The 14,714-nt window shown below is 64.3% G+C and carries 20 protein-coding genes; 6 read left to right on the top strand and 14 right to left on the bottom strand.

Features of this window, described 5'->3' with window-relative positions:
- Window positions 1-266: 266 nt before the first annotated feature.
- The 7 genes from G3N59_RS24425 to G3N59_RS24395 form a co-directional block, all read right to left on the bottom strand.
- Window positions 267-1,067: a transporter substrate-binding domain-containing protein gene (locus G3N59_RS24425; RefSeq protein WP_205985378.1), complete on the bottom strand. Its 801-nt coding sequence runs from the start codon at window positions 1,065-1,067 to the stop codon at window positions 267-269.
- Window positions 1,068-1,175: 108 nt separating this feature from the next.
- A complete protein-coding gene (gene iaaH, locus G3N59_RS24420) occupies window positions 1,176-2,630 on the bottom strand; it encodes an indoleacetamide hydrolase (protein ID WP_205985377.1) in 1,455 nt (484 codons plus the stop codon).
- A gap of 77 nt (window positions 2,631-2,707) precedes the next feature.
- The gene (locus tag G3N59_RS24415) at window positions 2,708-3,628 is read right to left on the bottom strand and encodes a ferritin-like domain-containing protein (RefSeq protein WP_205985376.1); all 921 of its coding nucleotides are present in this window, start codon (window positions 3,626-3,628) and stop codon (window positions 2,708-2,710) included.
- Window positions 3,629-3,701: 73 nt separating this feature from the next.
- Window positions 3,702-3,965, bottom strand: a complete 264-nt coding sequence (locus G3N59_RS24410; RefSeq protein WP_205985375.1) for a transcriptional regulator — start codon at window positions 3,963-3,965, stop codon at window positions 3,702-3,704.
- Window positions 3,966-4,337: 372 nt separating this feature from the next.
- Window positions 4,338-4,997, bottom strand: a complete 660-nt coding sequence (locus tag G3N59_RS24405) for an NAD(P)H-dependent oxidoreductase (RefSeq protein WP_205985374.1) — start codon at window positions 4,995-4,997, stop codon at window positions 4,338-4,340.
- A 385-nt stretch (window positions 4,998-5,382) separates the two neighbouring features.
- On the bottom strand, window positions 5,383-5,814 hold the full coding sequence (locus tag G3N59_RS24400) for a hypothetical protein (RefSeq protein WP_205985373.1): 432 nt from the start codon (window positions 5,812-5,814) through the stop codon (window positions 5,383-5,385).
- Between the two features lie 261 nt (window positions 5,815-6,075).
- Window positions 6,076-7,332, bottom strand: a complete 1,257-nt coding sequence (locus G3N59_RS24395) for a cyanate transporter (RefSeq protein WP_205985372.1) — start codon at window positions 7,330-7,332, stop codon at window positions 6,076-6,078.
- A 170-nt stretch (window positions 7,333-7,502) separates the two neighbouring features.
- Here G3N59_RS24395 and G3N59_RS24390 point away from each other — a divergent pair, with 170 nt between their 5' ends.
- Window positions 7,503-8,240, top strand: coding sequence for a GntR family transcriptional regulator (locus tag G3N59_RS24390; protein WP_205985371.1), 738 nt, complete (start codon window positions 7,503-7,505; stop codon window positions 8,238-8,240).
- A 44-nt stretch (window positions 8,241-8,284) separates the two neighbouring features.
- Here G3N59_RS24390 and G3N59_RS24385 read toward each other — a convergent pair whose 3' ends face one another.
- Complete coding sequence (locus G3N59_RS24385) at window positions 8,285-8,500, bottom strand: hypothetical protein (RefSeq protein WP_205985370.1); 216 nt, start codon at window positions 8,498-8,500, stop codon at window positions 8,285-8,287.
- A gap of 263 nt (window positions 8,501-8,763) precedes the next feature.
- Between G3N59_RS24385 and G3N59_RS24380 the strand changes: the two genes are divergently transcribed.
- The 3 genes from G3N59_RS24380 to G3N59_RS24370 all read left to right on the top strand — a co-directional run bounded on the left by G3N59_RS24380 (window position 8,764) and on the right by G3N59_RS24370 (window position 9,668).
- Window positions 8,764-8,958 carry a DUF1653 domain-containing protein gene (locus G3N59_RS24380; protein ID WP_205985369.1) on the top strand — a complete coding sequence of 65 codons (195 nt, stop codon included), beginning with the start codon at window positions 8,764-8,766 and terminating at the stop codon, window positions 8,956-8,958.
- Between the two features lie 37 nt (window positions 8,959-8,995).
- Complete coding sequence (locus G3N59_RS24375) at window positions 8,996-9,190, top strand: YqaE/Pmp3 family membrane protein (RefSeq protein WP_205985368.1); 195 nt, start codon at window positions 8,996-8,998, stop codon at window positions 9,188-9,190.
- 127 nt (window positions 9,191-9,317) lie between these two features.
- Entirely contained in the window at window positions 9,318-9,668 is a 351-nt protein-coding gene (locus G3N59_RS24370; RefSeq protein ID WP_205985367.1) for a hypothetical protein, read from the top strand.
- Between the two features lie 177 nt (window positions 9,669-9,845).
- On the opposite strand, the gene G3N59_RS24365 is transcribed toward G3N59_RS24370, so the two are convergent.
- The 4 genes from G3N59_RS24365 to G3N59_RS24350 form a co-directional block, all read right to left on the bottom strand.
- A complete protein-coding gene (locus tag G3N59_RS24365; RefSeq protein ID WP_205985366.1) occupies window positions 9,846-10,106 on the bottom strand; it encodes a DUF4148 domain-containing protein in 261 nt (86 codons plus the stop codon).
- A 201-nt stretch (window positions 10,107-10,307) separates the two neighbouring features.
- The gene (locus G3N59_RS24360; protein WP_205985365.1) at window positions 10,308-10,649 is read right to left on the bottom strand and encodes an H-NS family nucleoid-associated regulatory protein; all 342 of its coding nucleotides are present in this window, start codon (window positions 10,647-10,649) and stop codon (window positions 10,308-10,310) included.
- A gap of 146 nt (window positions 10,650-10,795) precedes the next feature.
- Entirely contained in the window at window positions 10,796-11,029 is a 234-nt protein-coding gene (locus G3N59_RS37110; protein ID WP_241023958.1) for a hypothetical protein, read from the bottom strand.
- 83 nt (window positions 11,030-11,112) lie between these two features.
- Window positions 11,113-11,424, bottom strand: a complete 312-nt coding sequence (locus tag G3N59_RS24350; protein ID WP_205985363.1) for a hypothetical protein — start codon at window positions 11,422-11,424, stop codon at window positions 11,113-11,115.
- Between the two features lie 167 nt (window positions 11,425-11,591).
- Between G3N59_RS24350 and G3N59_RS24345 the strand changes: the two genes are divergently transcribed.
- Entirely contained in the window at window positions 11,592-11,756 is a 165-nt protein-coding gene (locus tag G3N59_RS24345; RefSeq protein WP_205985362.1) for a hypothetical protein, read from the top strand.
- Between the two features lie 75 nt (window positions 11,757-11,831).
- On the top strand, window positions 11,832-12,119 hold the full coding sequence (locus tag G3N59_RS24340) for a DUF4148 domain-containing protein (protein ID WP_205985361.1): 288 nt from the start codon (window positions 11,832-11,834) through the stop codon (window positions 12,117-12,119).
- A 155-nt stretch (window positions 12,120-12,274) separates the two neighbouring features.
- Here G3N59_RS24340 and G3N59_RS24335 read toward each other — a convergent pair whose 3' ends face one another.
- Window positions 12,275-12,607, bottom strand: a complete 333-nt coding sequence (locus G3N59_RS24335) for a 2Fe-2S iron-sulfur cluster-binding protein (protein ID WP_241023956.1) — start codon at window positions 12,605-12,607, stop codon at window positions 12,275-12,277.
- Between the two features lie 112 nt (window positions 12,608-12,719).
- Window positions 12,720-14,711: a sigma-54-dependent Fis family transcriptional regulator gene (locus G3N59_RS24330; RefSeq protein ID WP_346777927.1), complete on the bottom strand. Its 1,992-nt coding sequence runs from the start codon at window positions 14,709-14,711 to the stop codon at window positions 12,720-12,722.
- Between the last annotated feature and the right edge of the window lie 3 nt (window positions 14,712-14,714).

Below are 14,714 nucleotides of genomic sequence, written 5' to 3'. Positions count from 1 at the left end.
AAATGAGAACTGTTCTCATTGTAGCGACGATCGAGGGCGCGAGTGTTTCAAACCGGCACGCGAAGCTTGATTTGAAGGCGATTGGCGCGCAAACAGGCTTGAGGAGGCGGGTTGGTGTGCGCTTTTGTCGCACGGCTGCGCGATGTGATTTCGCGCGCAACAGACGTGTTTGCCGAAGATGACAAAACGTTTAATTTCGCTTTGCGAAAGTGAAAGCGAAAGCGAGCATCGCGCGGTCGATCCGCGCGATGCTGCAATCAATAGGCTTATTGCGCGATCGGTACCGTTACATCGCTGCCGAACCAGTGCATCGAGATCTTCTTGAGCGTGCCATCCTGCTTCAACTGCGCGAGCGCGTCGTTGATGGCTTTCTCGAACTTCGGATTGCCCTTGCGGAACGGAATGCCCATTTCCTGATTCGCGCCCTTGAGCACGGCGCCCGGACGCAGCGGCAACTGCGAATTCTTGATGATGTACGGCAGCATCAGACGGTCGTCGATGGTGGCGTCGATCCGTTTCGCGGCCAGGTCGCGCAGTTTTTCGGGCGCGCCGGGATAGGTCTGCACGTTGATGCCCGGCACTGCGCGCGCCATCGAATCGTAATTCGTGCCGAGCGTCACGCCGATCTTCTGGCTGCCCTTGAATTGATCGAGCGACGTGAATTCGCGTTTATCGTCGGAGCGCTGAATGAGTTGCGCGGCGGAATACGTGTACGGCTGGCTGAAATCGAGCGCCTGCTGACGCTGCGGCGTGATCGTTACCTGATTGACGATGACGTCGAATTTGCCCGCCTGCAGCGCCGCGATAATGCCGCTCCATTCGGTGGGAATGAATTCGGGTTTGACGCCGAGTTTCGCGGCCACGGCCTTCGCGATATCGACGTCGAAGCCTTCGAGTTCGCCCGCGCTATTGCGCGAATCGAACGGCGGATAGGTGCCTTCCAGACCGACCTTCAAGACGCCCGCATGCTTCACGCTGTCGAGCAGATCTTCCGCATGCGCGGCTACGGTCATGCCAAAGGCCGACGCCGCGATGGCGCCTGCGAGCAAGAGCTTCGATACCTTCATCACCTGTCTCCCGATTGTTGGAATGGAGCACTGCATAGCGAATGTGAAGCGTACTACGAAGCCAGATTGTTTCGTTATCCTTTTCTTTTAATCGGATCGAAGATTGGATTAAATATTGGGCGCAGCCAGCGTGCCGAGAATGTCTTCGAATGCCAGTCCTATCGCCAGCAGTCTGCGGTCGCTGCCGGTGGGGCCGTCGAGTTCGAGCCCGACGGGCAGGCCCGCATCGGTGAGTCCGGCGGGCAGCGCGAGGCCCGGAATGCCAGCGTTGCTCGCGGGATCGGTATTGCGCAGATAGGCTTCCAGTTCGTCGATGGGCGCGCCGCCGTCGATCGACACGCTCGACGAGCCGCTCAGTTCGTCCAGCGGTACGGCCGCGAGGCGCGTGGTCGGGAACAGCAGCGCGTCGAGTCCGCTGGCGGCGAAGGTCTGCGCGTAAAGCTGTTGCAGGCGCGGGCGCCACACGGTCATGGCGGTCTGATAGTCGCCGCCGCGCGTGTCGGCGAGGATCGCGTCGTAGGCGGCGCGCACGTCCGGGCTCGCGATGCGCGCGGCCACGTCGGCCACGGTGTTCGCGGGCGCCTGATTGGCCGTGAGCCAGGCCTGCAGATCGTCGATGGGTTCGTGCAGCGCAATCGCCATGCTCACGCGGTCGTTGAGCGCGAAAATGTCGCTCATCTCCACGGGCACGAAGGTCACGCCCGCTGCTTCGAGCTTCGCGACCGCAGCGCGCGCGACCGTTTCCGTCGCGGCTTCGAGACCCGACCAAAACGGCGCGGGCAGGCCGATGCGCAGGTTCGTGACAGCCGCGCGCGCCAGCGGGCCGAGCCCGGTAATGACGCCGTCGAGCAGCGCGACATCGGCGACGGTGCGGCCCATCGGTCCAACGGTGTCGCGCGTATGGCTGATCGGCACGACGGCATGCGGATCGTGATAACGGCGCTGCGTGCCGCCGTCGCCCACACTCGGGCGCAGGCCGACGATGCCGCACAGCGCGGCGGGAATGCGTGTGGAGCCGCCCGTGTCGGTGCCTAGTCCGGCAGGCACGATACGCGCCGCAATGGCCGCTGCCGTGCCGCCCGACGATCCACCGGGAATCCGTTCGGGGTCCCAGGGATTGCGCACGGGGCCCGCGTGCGCAGCGAGATTCGTGCTGGTGATGCCGAACGCCAGTTCGTGCATATTCGCTTTGCCGAGCACGATGGCGCCCGCATCGACGAGACGCTGCACCGAGGGCGCATGGCGCGCAGGCACGAAACCTTCCAGCGCGGGAGTGCCCGCCGAGGTTTGCAGGCCGCGCGTGTTGATATTGTCCTTGACGACGACGGGCAAGCCCGCGAGCGGCAGATGCGCGCGCTCGCCGGCGCCGAGCGCATCGATGCGCTGCGCGGCGGCCAGCGCGCCTTCCACGTCGAGCACGGTCAGCGCGTTGAGATTCGCGAGCGCCTGTGCCCGCGCGATCAGCGTGGCGATGTAATCGACGGTTTTGAGGCGCCCCGCGCGAATCGCCTCGACGGCTTGCGCCGAGGTCAGTTCAAGCTGCTGGTCCACAGTCCAGGTCATGCAGTCTCCTCCTCGTGCAGCTTTTGGGCGTTAGGGTTTGCTGCAGGGTTTGCGGCGCGCCTGAAGTTCGCGCGCGGTTATTGCTTCATGAAGCGCAGCGCAAGCCGCGCGAGAGCGGGCACGACGCTCGGGCGCAGCAGACGCGGATCATAGCCGCTCATGCGCTCGCGATCTTCGCTCAGGCACAACTCGATCATCTCGCGCGGCTTGAGCGAATCGCCCAGCACGTCGCGATTGGCGGGCAGAAAATTCGAATCCTGCACGGCGCCGTTTGCGTCGATGCCGCGCGCGATCGCCATGCGGTCCCACACCAGTTTGATCCAGATCGCGCCCACCCGCAGCGAATGCCAGGGGCGGCGCCACCACGGCAGATTCTTGCGATACCACGCGACCCAGTTCACGAAGAACAGAATATGGCGCGCCTCTTCCTGAATCACCGGCTCGAAGGTTTCGACCAGTTCAGCAGGAAAAAAGCCCGAGCGCTGTGCGGAACGGAACAGGCCAAAGGCGAAGAAGCTGTCGATACATTCGCTGTAGCCCGTAAACATCCACGCCCATTCCGGATCTTTCGGCGGCGGGTAGCTGGGTTCGGGAGCGAGTTCGATGCCGTAGGCCTGCACGAGATGCGAAAGCACGACCTTGTGGCGCGCTTCTTCGTCGCCGTCCATGTCGATGGCTTCGCGCAGCAGCGGATCGCGCACGGTCTTCGCGTAGGTTTTCACGCGGATCGACGCGCGGCCTTCGGTCTGTACGGCGATGTCCCAGATCGGCAACGAAGTCAGCCGGCGCAGCGCGTCGGGTTCGAGTTTCGGCCAGTCGAGTACCGCGGGACGGTAGGGATCATGGGTGTCGAGCAACATCCTGCTGAACATCGTGCGATGTTCGTCCGATCCGATCCTGATGGGCCCTGGCGTGCCGTAAGTCCAGCGACGCAGCGCGGCGTCCTGGGCGGCGAGAGCGGTTTCGCCGTCGTCGATGTTCGTCAGGGTTTCGGACATGGAGCGTATATGTGACGGTGATATGACTCCTATTCTGTCACAATCGTAAGGAAAGCCGCTTGCTCACCGGCACTCACGCGCAGCGCCTTTGTTCGTCGATCCACATGCGCGCCCAGCGGCAGGCGTACGCCAGCGCGTGACGCTCATCGAAGAAATAATCCAGTGCGTCGAATGAAACGATCGTCTGGCGCGTTCCAGCGGATTGAGTGCCTGATTGCGGGGCTGACTGCGATGCCGCCTGAGTGCCGATCGTCAGATTCGCAGCGTACAGACCGTTCGGCAGTTGTTGCGCGCTGGGCGCGACTTCGTAGCCCTTGTAGCGGATGGGTGCGTGCATGGCTTCCTGCTCCTGCTGGTACGTCCTGCTCGTGTGCGAATTGCGCATGTTTGCCTTGCTCCCGCGCGCGGCCGGCGCGCCTTTGCGTGTGCCAGTTTGTGTGCCAATACGGGTTCAGCGTAGGGGCTGGCGTGCGCGGGGGGAACCAATCTTTCGTCGCAAGCAAATCACGGGCGGACTGAAACGGTCAGCAGAATGATCGCGATGAGGCGAGGTTGCGTGCCCGGTTCCAATGTGGCTCCGGCGGCACGTCGCGTCTGTGGGATGGCCGACGCAAGCCGCGCCGATCCGTGCGCTGGCGCGCAAAAACAAACGAGGCGCCCTCGGGCGCCTCGTCGTGTGTTGCCGGCTTTATCAGCGCGCGGTGATGGATCAGACCGCGACGCTCAGCCGGTCTTCGTTGCGCGCTGCACCGGGGGCGATCGACAAAGCCGGTTGCGCCGCGCGCTGCGTGTTGAACGCCAGCGCGAATTGCGCGGCCTGCTGGCCGACCGTCGCGAGTTGATCGACGACCTTCGGGTCCGAGCACTGATGCGCGCTCTCGAAGCGCGTTTCGAGCGTGTTGATGCCCGCGCCGAACGGCGTCGGCCAGCCGCGCAGCGCATGCGCGATCGAGCGCAGCGAAGTCAGCACCGAACCGGCGGCCTGCCAGCCGTACGCGGTCACGATGCAGCCCACGGCGCGGCCGTCGAGATAGGGGCGTTCATCGGCGCGCAGTTCTTCCAGCGTATCGAGCGCGTTCTTGACGAGACCTGAAACGCCGCCGTGATAACCGGGCGTCGCGATGATGACGGCATCCGCGGCGCGCACGGCTTCGATCAGTTCGAGCTGGGCGTCGGTGCGGGTAGCGGCCTCGGGCGCATAGTGCGGCAGGCTGTGCAGGAAGGTGCCGCCGAACAGCTGCGTGCGCGCGCCGGCCTGTTCCGCGCCGCGCAGCGCGAAGGCCAGCGCGCGTTCGGTGGAGGACGCTTCGCGCGTCGTGCCGCCGATGCCGACGACGAGCGGACGATGTCTGGAATCGGAGATGCTCAAGGGGTGCTCCTCGGATAAGCGGTGGGGGCCCGTCGGGATCGCACCGCACGCGCGGCAACGCGTGTCGGGCTGAGGGCCGGCGCAGGCTTGGCGTTCAAACGGTTTAAGCGAGCGCTTCAGGTCAGAAGTGTCATCTTAGTGACCGCTGCGTCCGGCGCGAAACGACTTTTAGTTCTATCCATATGCCGATCAGGCGGATTCGGCTCTGCGCGGCCGCGCCATATGCATAGCTGAAAGCGTTGGTTGGGCTGGCGGCGGGGTATCGGTACGATGAAACCGTCTCCTCCATGAGCATCTCCTTGACATGGGATTCGGCCCCGCACCGTAAGGTGGCGGGGCCGCTTTTTTTCTGGAGACGGTGGAGCGGCGGGGCGCCTGAATGCGCTTATTGCGCGCGGGCGACAGGAACGGTGGGAAGCGACTTCAGCGGGTTTTGCTGGCGATGCGCCGGAACGGCGTAGCCGACCTGCAGGACGTTGCCGTCCGGGCCGATCTGCGGCGGGATTTCCGGCAGACCGTCGCTCTTCGTGCGCACGCCGCCGCGTACCGCGCCCTGGCCGGCTGCGCCATCGGGCAGCATCGGCACGGTGGGCGCGGGGGCGCGCATCGCCGGTTCGGCGATCTTGCGCGTGTCCGGGCGCTCCACGCTCGCGAGCTTCTTCTTCGTGTGATGCGCGTGCGCCTTCCTGTCGGGCGATGAGGGATGCGCGCCGGGCGAACGTGCCTCCGGCGGATTCCAGATCTCGGTGTAGTGTTCCCCAGCGAGCGCGGTGGACGCGAGGACGCACAGCATCGTCCCCGTCAAGATGAATCGCACGTCGTGATCTCCGTTTTGATGAACAGACCCGCCTTGCCGCGCCGTCTCGCGCGTGGCGCGGACTGGGCGGGCACGCCCGAAGGCGGCGAAGCCCGGTACGGCAACCGGGCTGCACGCACTGTACATTCGTACAGCGGTGAATGCAAACGTTTGACGGTTCGAGGCGTGCGAGTGTTGCGTCAAAACGGCGCTTTTGCATGCCGTGCGAATCGGTTCTTGCGGACTTTTTCCGACGATGCAGCGACCTGTTTCAGTGACGGATCAGCGCTCCAGAAGCGGTCCGCCATGCAGGCCGAGCCAGCGTCCGTAACTGCGCGGCGAGAAGGCCAGCGTCAGCACGATCATCGCGGTAATCGACACGGCGAGCATCACCCACGCCGCTGTGAATCCGCCCGTGAGATCGCGCACGCGGCCGGCCACGACCGGCGCGAGCGCGGCGATCACGAAGCCCAGCCCCTGCACGAACGCGACGAGCTTCGCCGCGATACGGTGGTCGCCGGAATGATCGAGCGCGGTCACGAGCGTGACGGAGAACGTGCCGCCCAGACCCGCGCCAGCGGCGGCGACCCACAGCAACGGCGCGGCCTCGGGCCACGCGGCGAGGCCCACCACGCCGATCCATTGGAGACACAGCCCGGCGATCAGCCAGGGGCGGCGGTCCGTGAAGCGCGCCGCCGCAAGCGGCAGCAGCAGGGCGCAGGCGGCCTGGAAGACCGTCATCGCGGCCAGCAGCGAACCGCTCGCCGCGACGCTCGCGCCATGTTGCTGGTAATACGCAGGCAGCCAGGCGACGAGACTCGTATAGCCACCGTTGACGAGGCCGAAATGCAGGCCGAGCGTCCAGGCGCGGCGCTTTTTCCAGACCGGCACGGCGGCAGGGTGTTGTTGCGCCTGCGCCTGCGCTGGCGTCGCGCCCGCAGCCGCTCGCGCGCCCCGATTGAGCCATCCCCACAACACGAGTGCGGCCAGCGCGGGCACGGCCCAGATCGCCAGCGCCAGATGCCACGAACCGCCCAGACGCGCCGCGAGCGGGCTCAGGCTCGCGCCCAGCCCGCCGCCGCCCATGATCGACGCCGAGAACAGCCCCATCGCCAACGGGACGCGATGCGCGAAGCGCTGCTTCATCACCGCCGGCAGGAGCGCCTGGATGGCCGCCACGCCCGCGCCCGCCGCCGTTGCGGTGAGCATGAGCGCGCCGCCCGTCGAGGCGAACGCGCGCGCGCCGCAGGCCGCCGCAATTGCAATCAGCCCGAGCGCCACGCCACGCGTCTCGCCGAGCTTGCGCGCCAGCAGGCCGGTGCCGAACGCGCCCAGACCCATCGCCACCACGGGCAGGCTGGTGAGCAGCGAAGCGCCATAGAACGACAGGCCGGTGGCGTCGCGGATCGTCGTCATCAGCGGGCTGATCGACGTGAGCAGCGGGCGCAGATTCAGCCCGATGGCGACGATGGTGGCGTACCAGACGACGGCGCTGGCGCCGGATGATTGAGAGCGTGCGGGGTCGGATTCGAGAGACATTCGGTCAACCTTTTGCGATACATTTGGTTGACCATTATATCTTGTGATTGTCAACAATATGGACGATGCCGCTATGCTGTGTATAGCGGCATCACCCACCTTATGGCGGGTTACGCCTGGCCGGAGGCCTCGCTACAATGCCGTCTGGCTCCTTTTCCGCACACGGTTTCATGGTTTCTTCGACCCGCTCCGCACGCTCGACCGACTCGCCGCAATCGCCCACTTCCGACGATGCCGATGTCGAGGCACAGGTCTACGCTTCGATCGATTCGGCGCTGCTGCAAGGCAAGCTCGCGCCGGGCCAGCAACTGGTCGAGCGGGAACTGGCGGCGGCGTTCGGCTGCACGCGCGGCGCGCTGCGCAAGGTGCTGGCGCGGCTGGGCTTCGAGGGCAAGCTCGTGCTCGAGCCGAATCGCGGGGCGTTCGTGCCGTCGCCATCGGAAGAAGATATTCGCGCAGCGTATCGGGCGCGGCAGGTGGTGGAAGCGGGCGTGGTCGTGAGTCTGTGCGGCGCGCTGGACGCCGGCATGCGCCGCAAGCTGGCCGCGCACGTACGCAGCGAAAAGAAGGCCGTGCGCGAAGGCCGCGTGGACGAAGCGGTGCGCCTCGCGGGCCAGTTTCATCTGGTGCTGACCGAGCTGGCGGGTGGCGAGGCGCTGGTGTCCGCGCTCGCGCAACTGGTGGCGAAGACGGAGCTGTACAAAGCCTTGTTCGATCCGTCGAAGGCGACCTTATGCGCGCCGGACGAGCACGCGCAGATTATCGATGCGCTGGAAAGCGGCGAGCAGGCCGCAGCGCTCGCGGCCATGCGCGAGCACCTCGACGAGATCGAAGAACGGGTCGTGCGTCAGGCGCGCCTGCGATCGGGGCACGATCTGAAGGCGGTATTCGCCGGACTGGCGCAATAGGCCCGCAAAACCAGGCCGCTATGGCGCGCAGGCCGCGCGAGCAACTAGCGCGTTTCGGCGACGCGCCGGTTTAATTCCTTCGATGCCGCCAGCGGAATACGCGCATCGTCCCAGGTCGCGAGCCATTCGACTTCCTTGGCGGCGAAAATCTGGCCGTGATTGCGCAGCGCATATTGCAGCGAATCGATAATGTGATTGCGAATGATCTCAGGCGTATGCGGATCATCGAGAACGGTGCGGAAAGCTTCGAGCGTGGCCATCGCATGGCTCCAGCGAGTGTGGCAATACTAGCGTTATTGCACGACAAAAAGCCGCGCGCTACCCTGGAAAAAAATAAACGCCCATAGCGTAGCGATAAAACATGCGGATTTAATATGGACTGCGTATCAATAAAGCTGGCTCGTTCGCCGCGAAATTCAATGCAGCTTCGTTCGCGCGAATGCCCGTAACACGGCTTGCATGTGCGATTGCTACACTAGCGCATCATGCAAGACAGTCTTGCGCAATCGATGAGGGAAACATCATGGTGCGTTACCGGCACTACAAAGGCGGTTTTTATGAACTCGTTTGCGAGGCGACACTCGAATCCGACCCAACGGTCACGATGATCGTGTACCGCGCGGCCAATGGCACGATCTGGACGCGTCCGGCTTCCGTGTTCTTCGAAATGGTCGAATTCGAAGGCGCGCTCGTGCCGCGTTTCGCTCCCGTGAACTGATTTTTCTATCGGCTTTGTCTACGAGGTCTTAATCAAGATGCGTCTTCTGATTGCGCTTATCGTTCCCTGGTTGCTGTTTTTCACGATCGGCCGCCCGATCGCCGGCATCATTTGCCTGATTCTGCAAATCACGCTGATTGGCTGGATTCCCGCCGCCATCTGGGCGGTTTATTCGCTCAGCCAGTTTCAAACCGACCGCAAGATCAATGACGCTTTCGGCCGTCGCAACTAAGGATAGTGCCCGCGTAGTCGATCCGCAGTCGATCCGCGGGTAATCGTTACACTCGTAAACTGCGCTCACAATTCAGCGAGAACTTCATAGCGGCTCCGCTTTCTTACATATGGAAAGGGAGCGTGTCATGTTGAAATATTTGCTGATTGCCGGTGCGGCCGCCTTGCTCGGTGGGTGTGCTGTGGCGCCGGGCTATGGTTATGGATACGGTCAACCGGGCTATTACGACTACGGCTACGCGCCAGGATATGTCGCGCCGGCTTACGGCAGCGTCAATATCGGTGTCTGGGGCGGTGGTGATCGCGGCCATTGGCACGGTGGCGATCACGGCGGCCCGGGCGGCGGTTGGGGCGGTGGACATGGCGGCGGCCATGGTGGACCGTGGGGTCCGCCGGGCGGCGGTCATGGCGGCGGCGGTGGTGGCCGCGGTGGCGGTGGACACGGCGGAGGAGGCGGCCACGGCGGTGGCGGCCGGTAGTACCGCCACACATCGCGCTGCACCCCGGCTGGGATGCAGCGCGTACATGCATCGACACAAGGCACGGCTGGAAAACGATCAGGCCCGCGGCTCTAAACGAGCGGCGGGCCTGATTGCATTGGGCGCTACGTTACGCACCAAAGGCTGCAAACCTGCAACCTCGATGCGTCGATACGCTTACTGGCCAGACTGCGACGTGCTGCCGGTCGACGGACCGTAAGCCGTATTGGCCTTTTCAGCAGCGATCTTCTGTTCAGCAGCCTGAACGTTTTGCGGATAGTGCATCCAGTCGTTCGGATCGTAGCCGGCTGCGCGCAGCTGGGCCAGTTCGGCGCGAACTTCGGCGCGCGTGACCGGTTGCTGTTGCGATTGAGCGTACGAAACGGCCGGGACGGCGACAACTGCGGCGAGGAGCGCGGCTCCAAGAAGCGATTTCATTTCCACTACCTCCGATTTCTTTTTTGAAGGGTTCGCGCGATGGCGTAACCCATGCCGCCAATGTAGGCGTTCGGAGGGCTAGGGTAAATACCTAGAAAACGAATTCAGTGTTCTCCTGGCGACAACAATCGACACGGGTAATTGTCTGATTATTTCGCTTGTGAGGCGCGAAGGTGCGCCGACACGCCGCAAAGGCGTGTTTCAGGAGGCCTGCAGATTTTCGGCTTTAACGGTCGCGAGCCGGGTGCCGGCAAAAGGATCGTCTTTCCAGTTCACACCGGAGCGTTTCGCCGATTCCGATTCGCCTGCTGGGCGGACCGCAAAATGTTCAATGGATTGCCCGGCACTGGTCGCATTAACGACCCATTGCGGCGTTGCGCCCTGGCCGTCCCAGCTATTACCGGAAGCGTCCCGATACCTGACCGCGCTATTACGGCGCTGATCTTCGGCTATCGAGTTCGCAATAATCTCGGGCGTAATACCAAACTCGGCCATTCTGCGTTGCAGATAGGCCACAATACTATCTCGCTTTCTTTCATCCATCCTGGGTGTCCCCGCTCGGCACGCAGCCATCGATCGGGCTGGTACAAGTCGTATTCCGCCAGGATAGCACAGGTCGGCACTGCAATGCCGTCGAAAGGCACTGCCAGAGCGATTCTCCGCACATTTGCCGACCTGATTTCAAGCCATCAGGTGGTTGGCGGATGCTCGTGAATGTCCTGCCGTTGCGCTGCGCGTTCCTCGGCTTGCTTCTTTGCCATGTGATGGCCAACCATACAGCCGCCAACCGCCCCGACGACGGCATGGTGACCCGCGTAATGTCCGGCCACGCCGCCGACTACTGCGCCTTTGAGGCAGCCAGCGGCGTTAGCCGATCCGGCTGCGGCCAGACCCAAAGTTGCGGCGGCGAACAGCATCGTCATTCTATGTCTTTTGAAACTCATGTTTAAGCCTTTTTCATAATGCAGTGCTAAATCGTTTCAAGCCATTGATTTAAATAATCGGCTTAATTGCCCCAGTCGCCATGATCGCGCCACTCGCGCTCGCGCCAACGATGCTCGCGGCGTTCGTGTTCCCGCCATTCATGTTCGCGCCACTCGCGCGCACGCCAGTCATCGTCGTCGCGATACGCCAGTGCAACCGGCGGCGGGGGCGGCGCGTAGGCGACGGGCGGCGGCGGAGCGACATATTCTGGCTTAGGCGCGTAGGCAACGCCAGGTACGCCGATTCCCACTGCGAGATCCACATGAGCGCTCGCTGCCGTCGATGCGGCCAGTGCCGCCGCGCCCAATACGAGACCGACCATCGTTTTGTTCATTTTCGCTACTCCAGCGCACCTCGAGTGCGTTCAGGTTGAGTACGGTCCGGAGTCTATTGCGCGGTCCTCGATATAGGTGAAACGATGCTGCGAGATTGGTAACAGCGCATGTCATATCCGGAACGCGGATAAAGCGCGATGCGAACGGGTTTCGGATTGCGCAATAAATGAACTGCAAAGGAACGCTGAAAAACGGCAATGCGAAAGATCGCGACCAGCAGGTGAACGCATTTGGGGGGCGGAACGCGCTGTCCTACGCCGCCCGATTATTGCGAAATCCGCAACTGGAATTCGCCGACTTCGGCATATATCCGGCTGGGGCACTTGCCTAAAATCCAGTCAACGCTCGACTTGCGCAACGCGATGCAGCATGCCGGGCGATTCAAACAATTCTGGAGGTCACCATCATGAAGTCGCTGATTCAAGCCGTTGTTATCGCCACTGCCTGCGCCGCGCCGCTGGCCGCATTTGCCCAGGCCGATCAAGGTCTTACGCGCGATCAGGTGCGCGCCCAGCTCGTCGAGTTCCAGCAGGCCAGCCGCAACCAGAACGTCAGCGCTGCCGGCACGGGCGCAGCGGTCACTCAGGGCGACAGCGCCTATGGCGGCGTGAGCAGCACGTCGGCGGCAGGTGCCGGTTACGTGTCCGAAGCGGCGCGTCGCGGCCCGCAATCGGTCTACTTCGGCGGTCAGTAAGCCGGATCGACGGGAGCGCTACGTCCGTCCGCTCTTCAAGTAGCGCAATGCAAACGGCCCGCGAGTCAGATCGCGGGCCGTTTCTATTTCTGCGCGTTGCCGCGCGAACGTGGCGCAAATGCGCTTCGGGCAAACTCAGGCAAATTCAGGCAAGTTCAAGCCAGTTCCGCATCCGGCACATCGAGCACGAGATCCGAACAGGCGATCGTCACGCAACTCAGCACATAACCTTCGGCCTTTTCCTCGCGCGAAAGGCCCGGCCATTCGATCGTAAAGCGCGTTTCGCCGCTCACGACGCGGCACAGGCAGGTGCGGCACGTACCGTTGCGGCACGAGCGCGGCAGATGAATGCCCGCGAACGACGCGGCTTCGAGCAGCGTCAGTTCGGCCGGCGCTTCGAAACTCACGCCGAGCGGCTCCACGCGCACGATCGGTGCCGCGTGGTTCTGGGTATCGGCGGCCATGTTGGAGGGCGAAGCGGGCGTCATGAGGCGGTTGCGCCTCGTCGGGCGGATCGGCAGCGGTCGGAAAAGGCCATCGGGCAAAGGTCGGCAAGGTGTCGCCGCGAAGCTTAACCTGGCGACGCCGATCCCGCAGCGCTCATCGGCGTCGCAAATGCCGATACACCGTATTGCGCGCCAGCCCCAATTCGCGCGCGGCCGCCGAGACATTGCCGCCGTGGCGCGTAAGCGTGTCGTCGATCAGACGCGCCTGCCAATCGGCGAGACGTGGGGGCGATTCGTCCGGCGCGCTCGCTTGCGCCGTGGCGGGATCGTCGGCTTGCGCCAGATCGATTTGCTCGCAGTCGTGCAGCAGATCTTCGGGCAGATGCGCGATGTCGATGAGGTCTTCGCCCTCGGCCATGATCGCGGCCGTGCGCAACACATTGGCCAGTTGACGCAGATTGCCCGGCCAGCGGCAGCGCCTGAAGCAGGCGCGCACGGCGGGCGCGATCTGCGCGGGCGCATCGGGAATTTCGCGCCGCACGAGCGCGAGCACGCGCGCGACGAGCGCATCCAGATCGGTGCGTTCGGCCAGCGGCGGCAGCGTCACGGCCAGCCCGTTGATGCGGTAATAGAGATCTTCGCGAAAGCTGCCTTCGGCTATCATCGCGCGCAGATCGCGGTGCGTCGCGCAGACGATGCGCAGATCGACCGGCATCGCCCGCGCGCCGCCCAGCGGCACGACCGCACGTTCCTGCAGCACGCGCATGAGCCTGACCTGCTGCGCGAGCGGCATATCGCCGATTTCGTCGAGAAAAAGCGTGCCGCCGTGCGCCTGCAGAATCTTGCCCGGACTGCCGCGCCGCTTTGCGCCCGTGAACGCGCCGTCCTCGTAGCCGAACAGTTCCGCTTCGATCAGCGTATCGGGCAACGCCGCGCAGTTCAGCGCGACGAACGGCGCATCGCGGCGCGGCGAATCCTGATGCAGCGCCCGCGCCAGCCATTCCTTGCCGGTGCCTGTGCGGCCCAGCACGAGCACGGGAATATCGCGGCCCCGCACGCGGCCGACGCGTTCGAGCACGGCGGCCACGCGGGCATCGCCGGTGTCGAGATCGGCGAAAGTGGGTTGCCAGTTCGCCGATGCCGGGCGCGCATCGGCGGCCGGCTTTTCGCGTGCTGCGTTTGTGCGTTCGGTGCGTTCGATGCGTTCTGAGGAAGCATTCGAGCTAGCCGCCCGTACCGGCGCGATTTCCACCGCCGTACCGGGCGTGCCGCGCGCCACCACGCGCACGCCGCTGGGCAGCGTGAGCGTGAAGGGCGCATGCGTGCTCGCGTGCGCCTGCATGAGCCGCTGCAAAAAGGCCGCGAATGGCATGCCGAACAGCGTATCGAAGCCGCGCTGCTGCAAGCTCGCGAGCGGCGCGCCCAACTGGAACAGCGCGCTGCGGTTCGCGCACAGCAGCGTGCCGTCGGGGGCGAACGCCGCCAGTCCTTCGTAGAGCGTACCGATGAACTCGGCGCGCGCGTGAAACTGCAGGCGCACCGCATCGGCGAATTCGGTGTTGAACAGATGGTTTTCGATCATCTGCGCCGACATGCGCACCAGCGCGAGCGTGTGCTTGTGGAAACCGTGCGATTCGCCGCTCACGTCGAGCGCACCGAGCGTGCGGCCCCACGGATCGGCGATCGGCGCGCACGAGCAGGTGAGGATGTGATTCGCACGCAGGAAGTGTTCGTTCGCGTGGATCGTGGTGGGCTGTCCTTCGACCAGCGCCGTGCCGATCGCATTGGTGCCGCGGTCGCGCTCGGCCCACGAGACGCCGGGGCGCAGCGCCACGCGGCGCGCTTTCTCGACGAAGTCGGTGTCGCCCAGGCTGTGCAGGATCACGCCGTTACGATCGGTGAGCAGCACCATGCTTTCGGTATCGACGATCTGTGCGTGCAGTGCGTCCATGACCGGCCGCGCCTGATGGTAGAGCGTGCGGTTCGAATCGATGAGATCGCGCAGGTCGGCGCTCGCGAGCGCGTCGAACTCGGGCGTGGCCGTGGCGCTCAGGCCGAGTGCGCGCGAGCGTGCATGCGCCTGGGCGATGGCGTTGGCGCGCGCCGCGTCGGGTGGCTTGACGGTGACGGAAGGGCGTCGGGTCACACG

It is taken from the genome of Paraburkholderia sp. Ac-20340, assembly GCF_017104965.1.
Classification (GTDB): domain Bacteria; phylum Pseudomonadota; class Gammaproteobacteria; order Burkholderiales; family Burkholderiaceae; genus Paraburkholderia.
The sequence above is the reverse complement of the archived record's forward strand: the minus strand, read 5'-3'. Positions and strand labels throughout refer to the sequence as shown.

Bases quoted from the DNA above. Each gene is read 5' to 3' on its own strand.
- G3N59_RS24425 (WP_205985378.1), bottom strand. From the start codon at position 1,067: ATGAAGGTATCGAAGCTCTTGCTCGCAGGCGCCATCGCGGCGTCGGCC.
- iaaH (WP_205985377.1), bottom strand. From the start codon at position 2,630: ATGACCTGGACTGTGGACCAGCAGCTTGAACTGACCTCGGCGCAAGCC.
- G3N59_RS24415 (WP_205985376.1), bottom strand. From the start codon at position 3,628: ATGTCCGAAACCCTGACGAACATCGACGACGGCGAAACCGCTCTCGCC.
- G3N59_RS24410 (WP_205985375.1), bottom strand. From the start codon at position 3,965: ATGCACGCACCCATCCGCTACAAGGGCTACGAAGTCGCGCCCAGCGCG.
- G3N59_RS24395 (WP_205985372.1), bottom strand. From the start codon at position 7,332: ATGTCTCTCGAATCCGACCCCGCACGCTCTCAATCATCCGGCGCCAGC.
- G3N59_RS24390 (WP_205985371.1), top strand. From the start codon at position 7,503: ATGGTTTCTTCGACCCGCTCCGCACGCTCGACCGACTCGCCGCAATCG.
- G3N59_RS24385 (WP_205985370.1), bottom strand. From the start codon at position 8,500: ATGGCCACGCTCGAAGCTTTCCGCACCGTTCTCGATGATCCGCATACG.
- G3N59_RS24380 (WP_205985369.1), top strand. From the start codon at position 8,764: ATGGTGCGTTACCGGCACTACAAAGGCGGTTTTTATGAACTCGTTTGC.
- G3N59_RS24375 (WP_205985368.1), top strand. From the start codon at position 8,996: ATGCGTCTTCTGATTGCGCTTATCGTTCCCTGGTTGCTGTTTTTCACG.
- G3N59_RS24370 (WP_205985367.1), top strand. From the start codon at position 9,318: ATGTTGAAATATTTGCTGATTGCCGGTGCGGCCGCCTTGCTCGGTGGG.
- G3N59_RS24365 (WP_205985366.1), bottom strand. From the start codon at position 10,106: ATGAAATCGCTTCTTGGAGCCGCGCTCCTCGCCGCAGTTGTCGCCGTC.
- G3N59_RS24360 (WP_205985365.1), bottom strand. From the start codon at position 10,649: ATGGATGAAAGAAAGCGAGATAGTATTGTGGCCTATCTGCAACGCAGA.
- G3N59_RS37110 (WP_241023958.1), bottom strand. From the start codon at position 11,029: ATGACGATGCTGTTCGCCGCCGCAACTTTGGGTCTGGCCGCAGCCGGA.
- G3N59_RS24350 (WP_205985363.1), bottom strand. From the start codon at position 11,424: ATGAACAAAACGATGGTCGGTCTCGTATTGGGCGCGGCGGCACTGGCC.
- G3N59_RS24345 (WP_205985362.1), top strand. From the start codon at position 11,592: ATGAACTGCAAAGGAACGCTGAAAAACGGCAATGCGAAAGATCGCGAC.
- G3N59_RS24340 (WP_205985361.1), top strand. From the start codon at position 11,832: ATGAAGTCGCTGATTCAAGCCGTTGTTATCGCCACTGCCTGCGCCGCG.
- G3N59_RS24335 (WP_241023956.1), bottom strand. From the start codon at position 12,607: ATGACGCCCGCTTCGCCCTCCAACATGGCCGCCGATACCCAGAACCAC.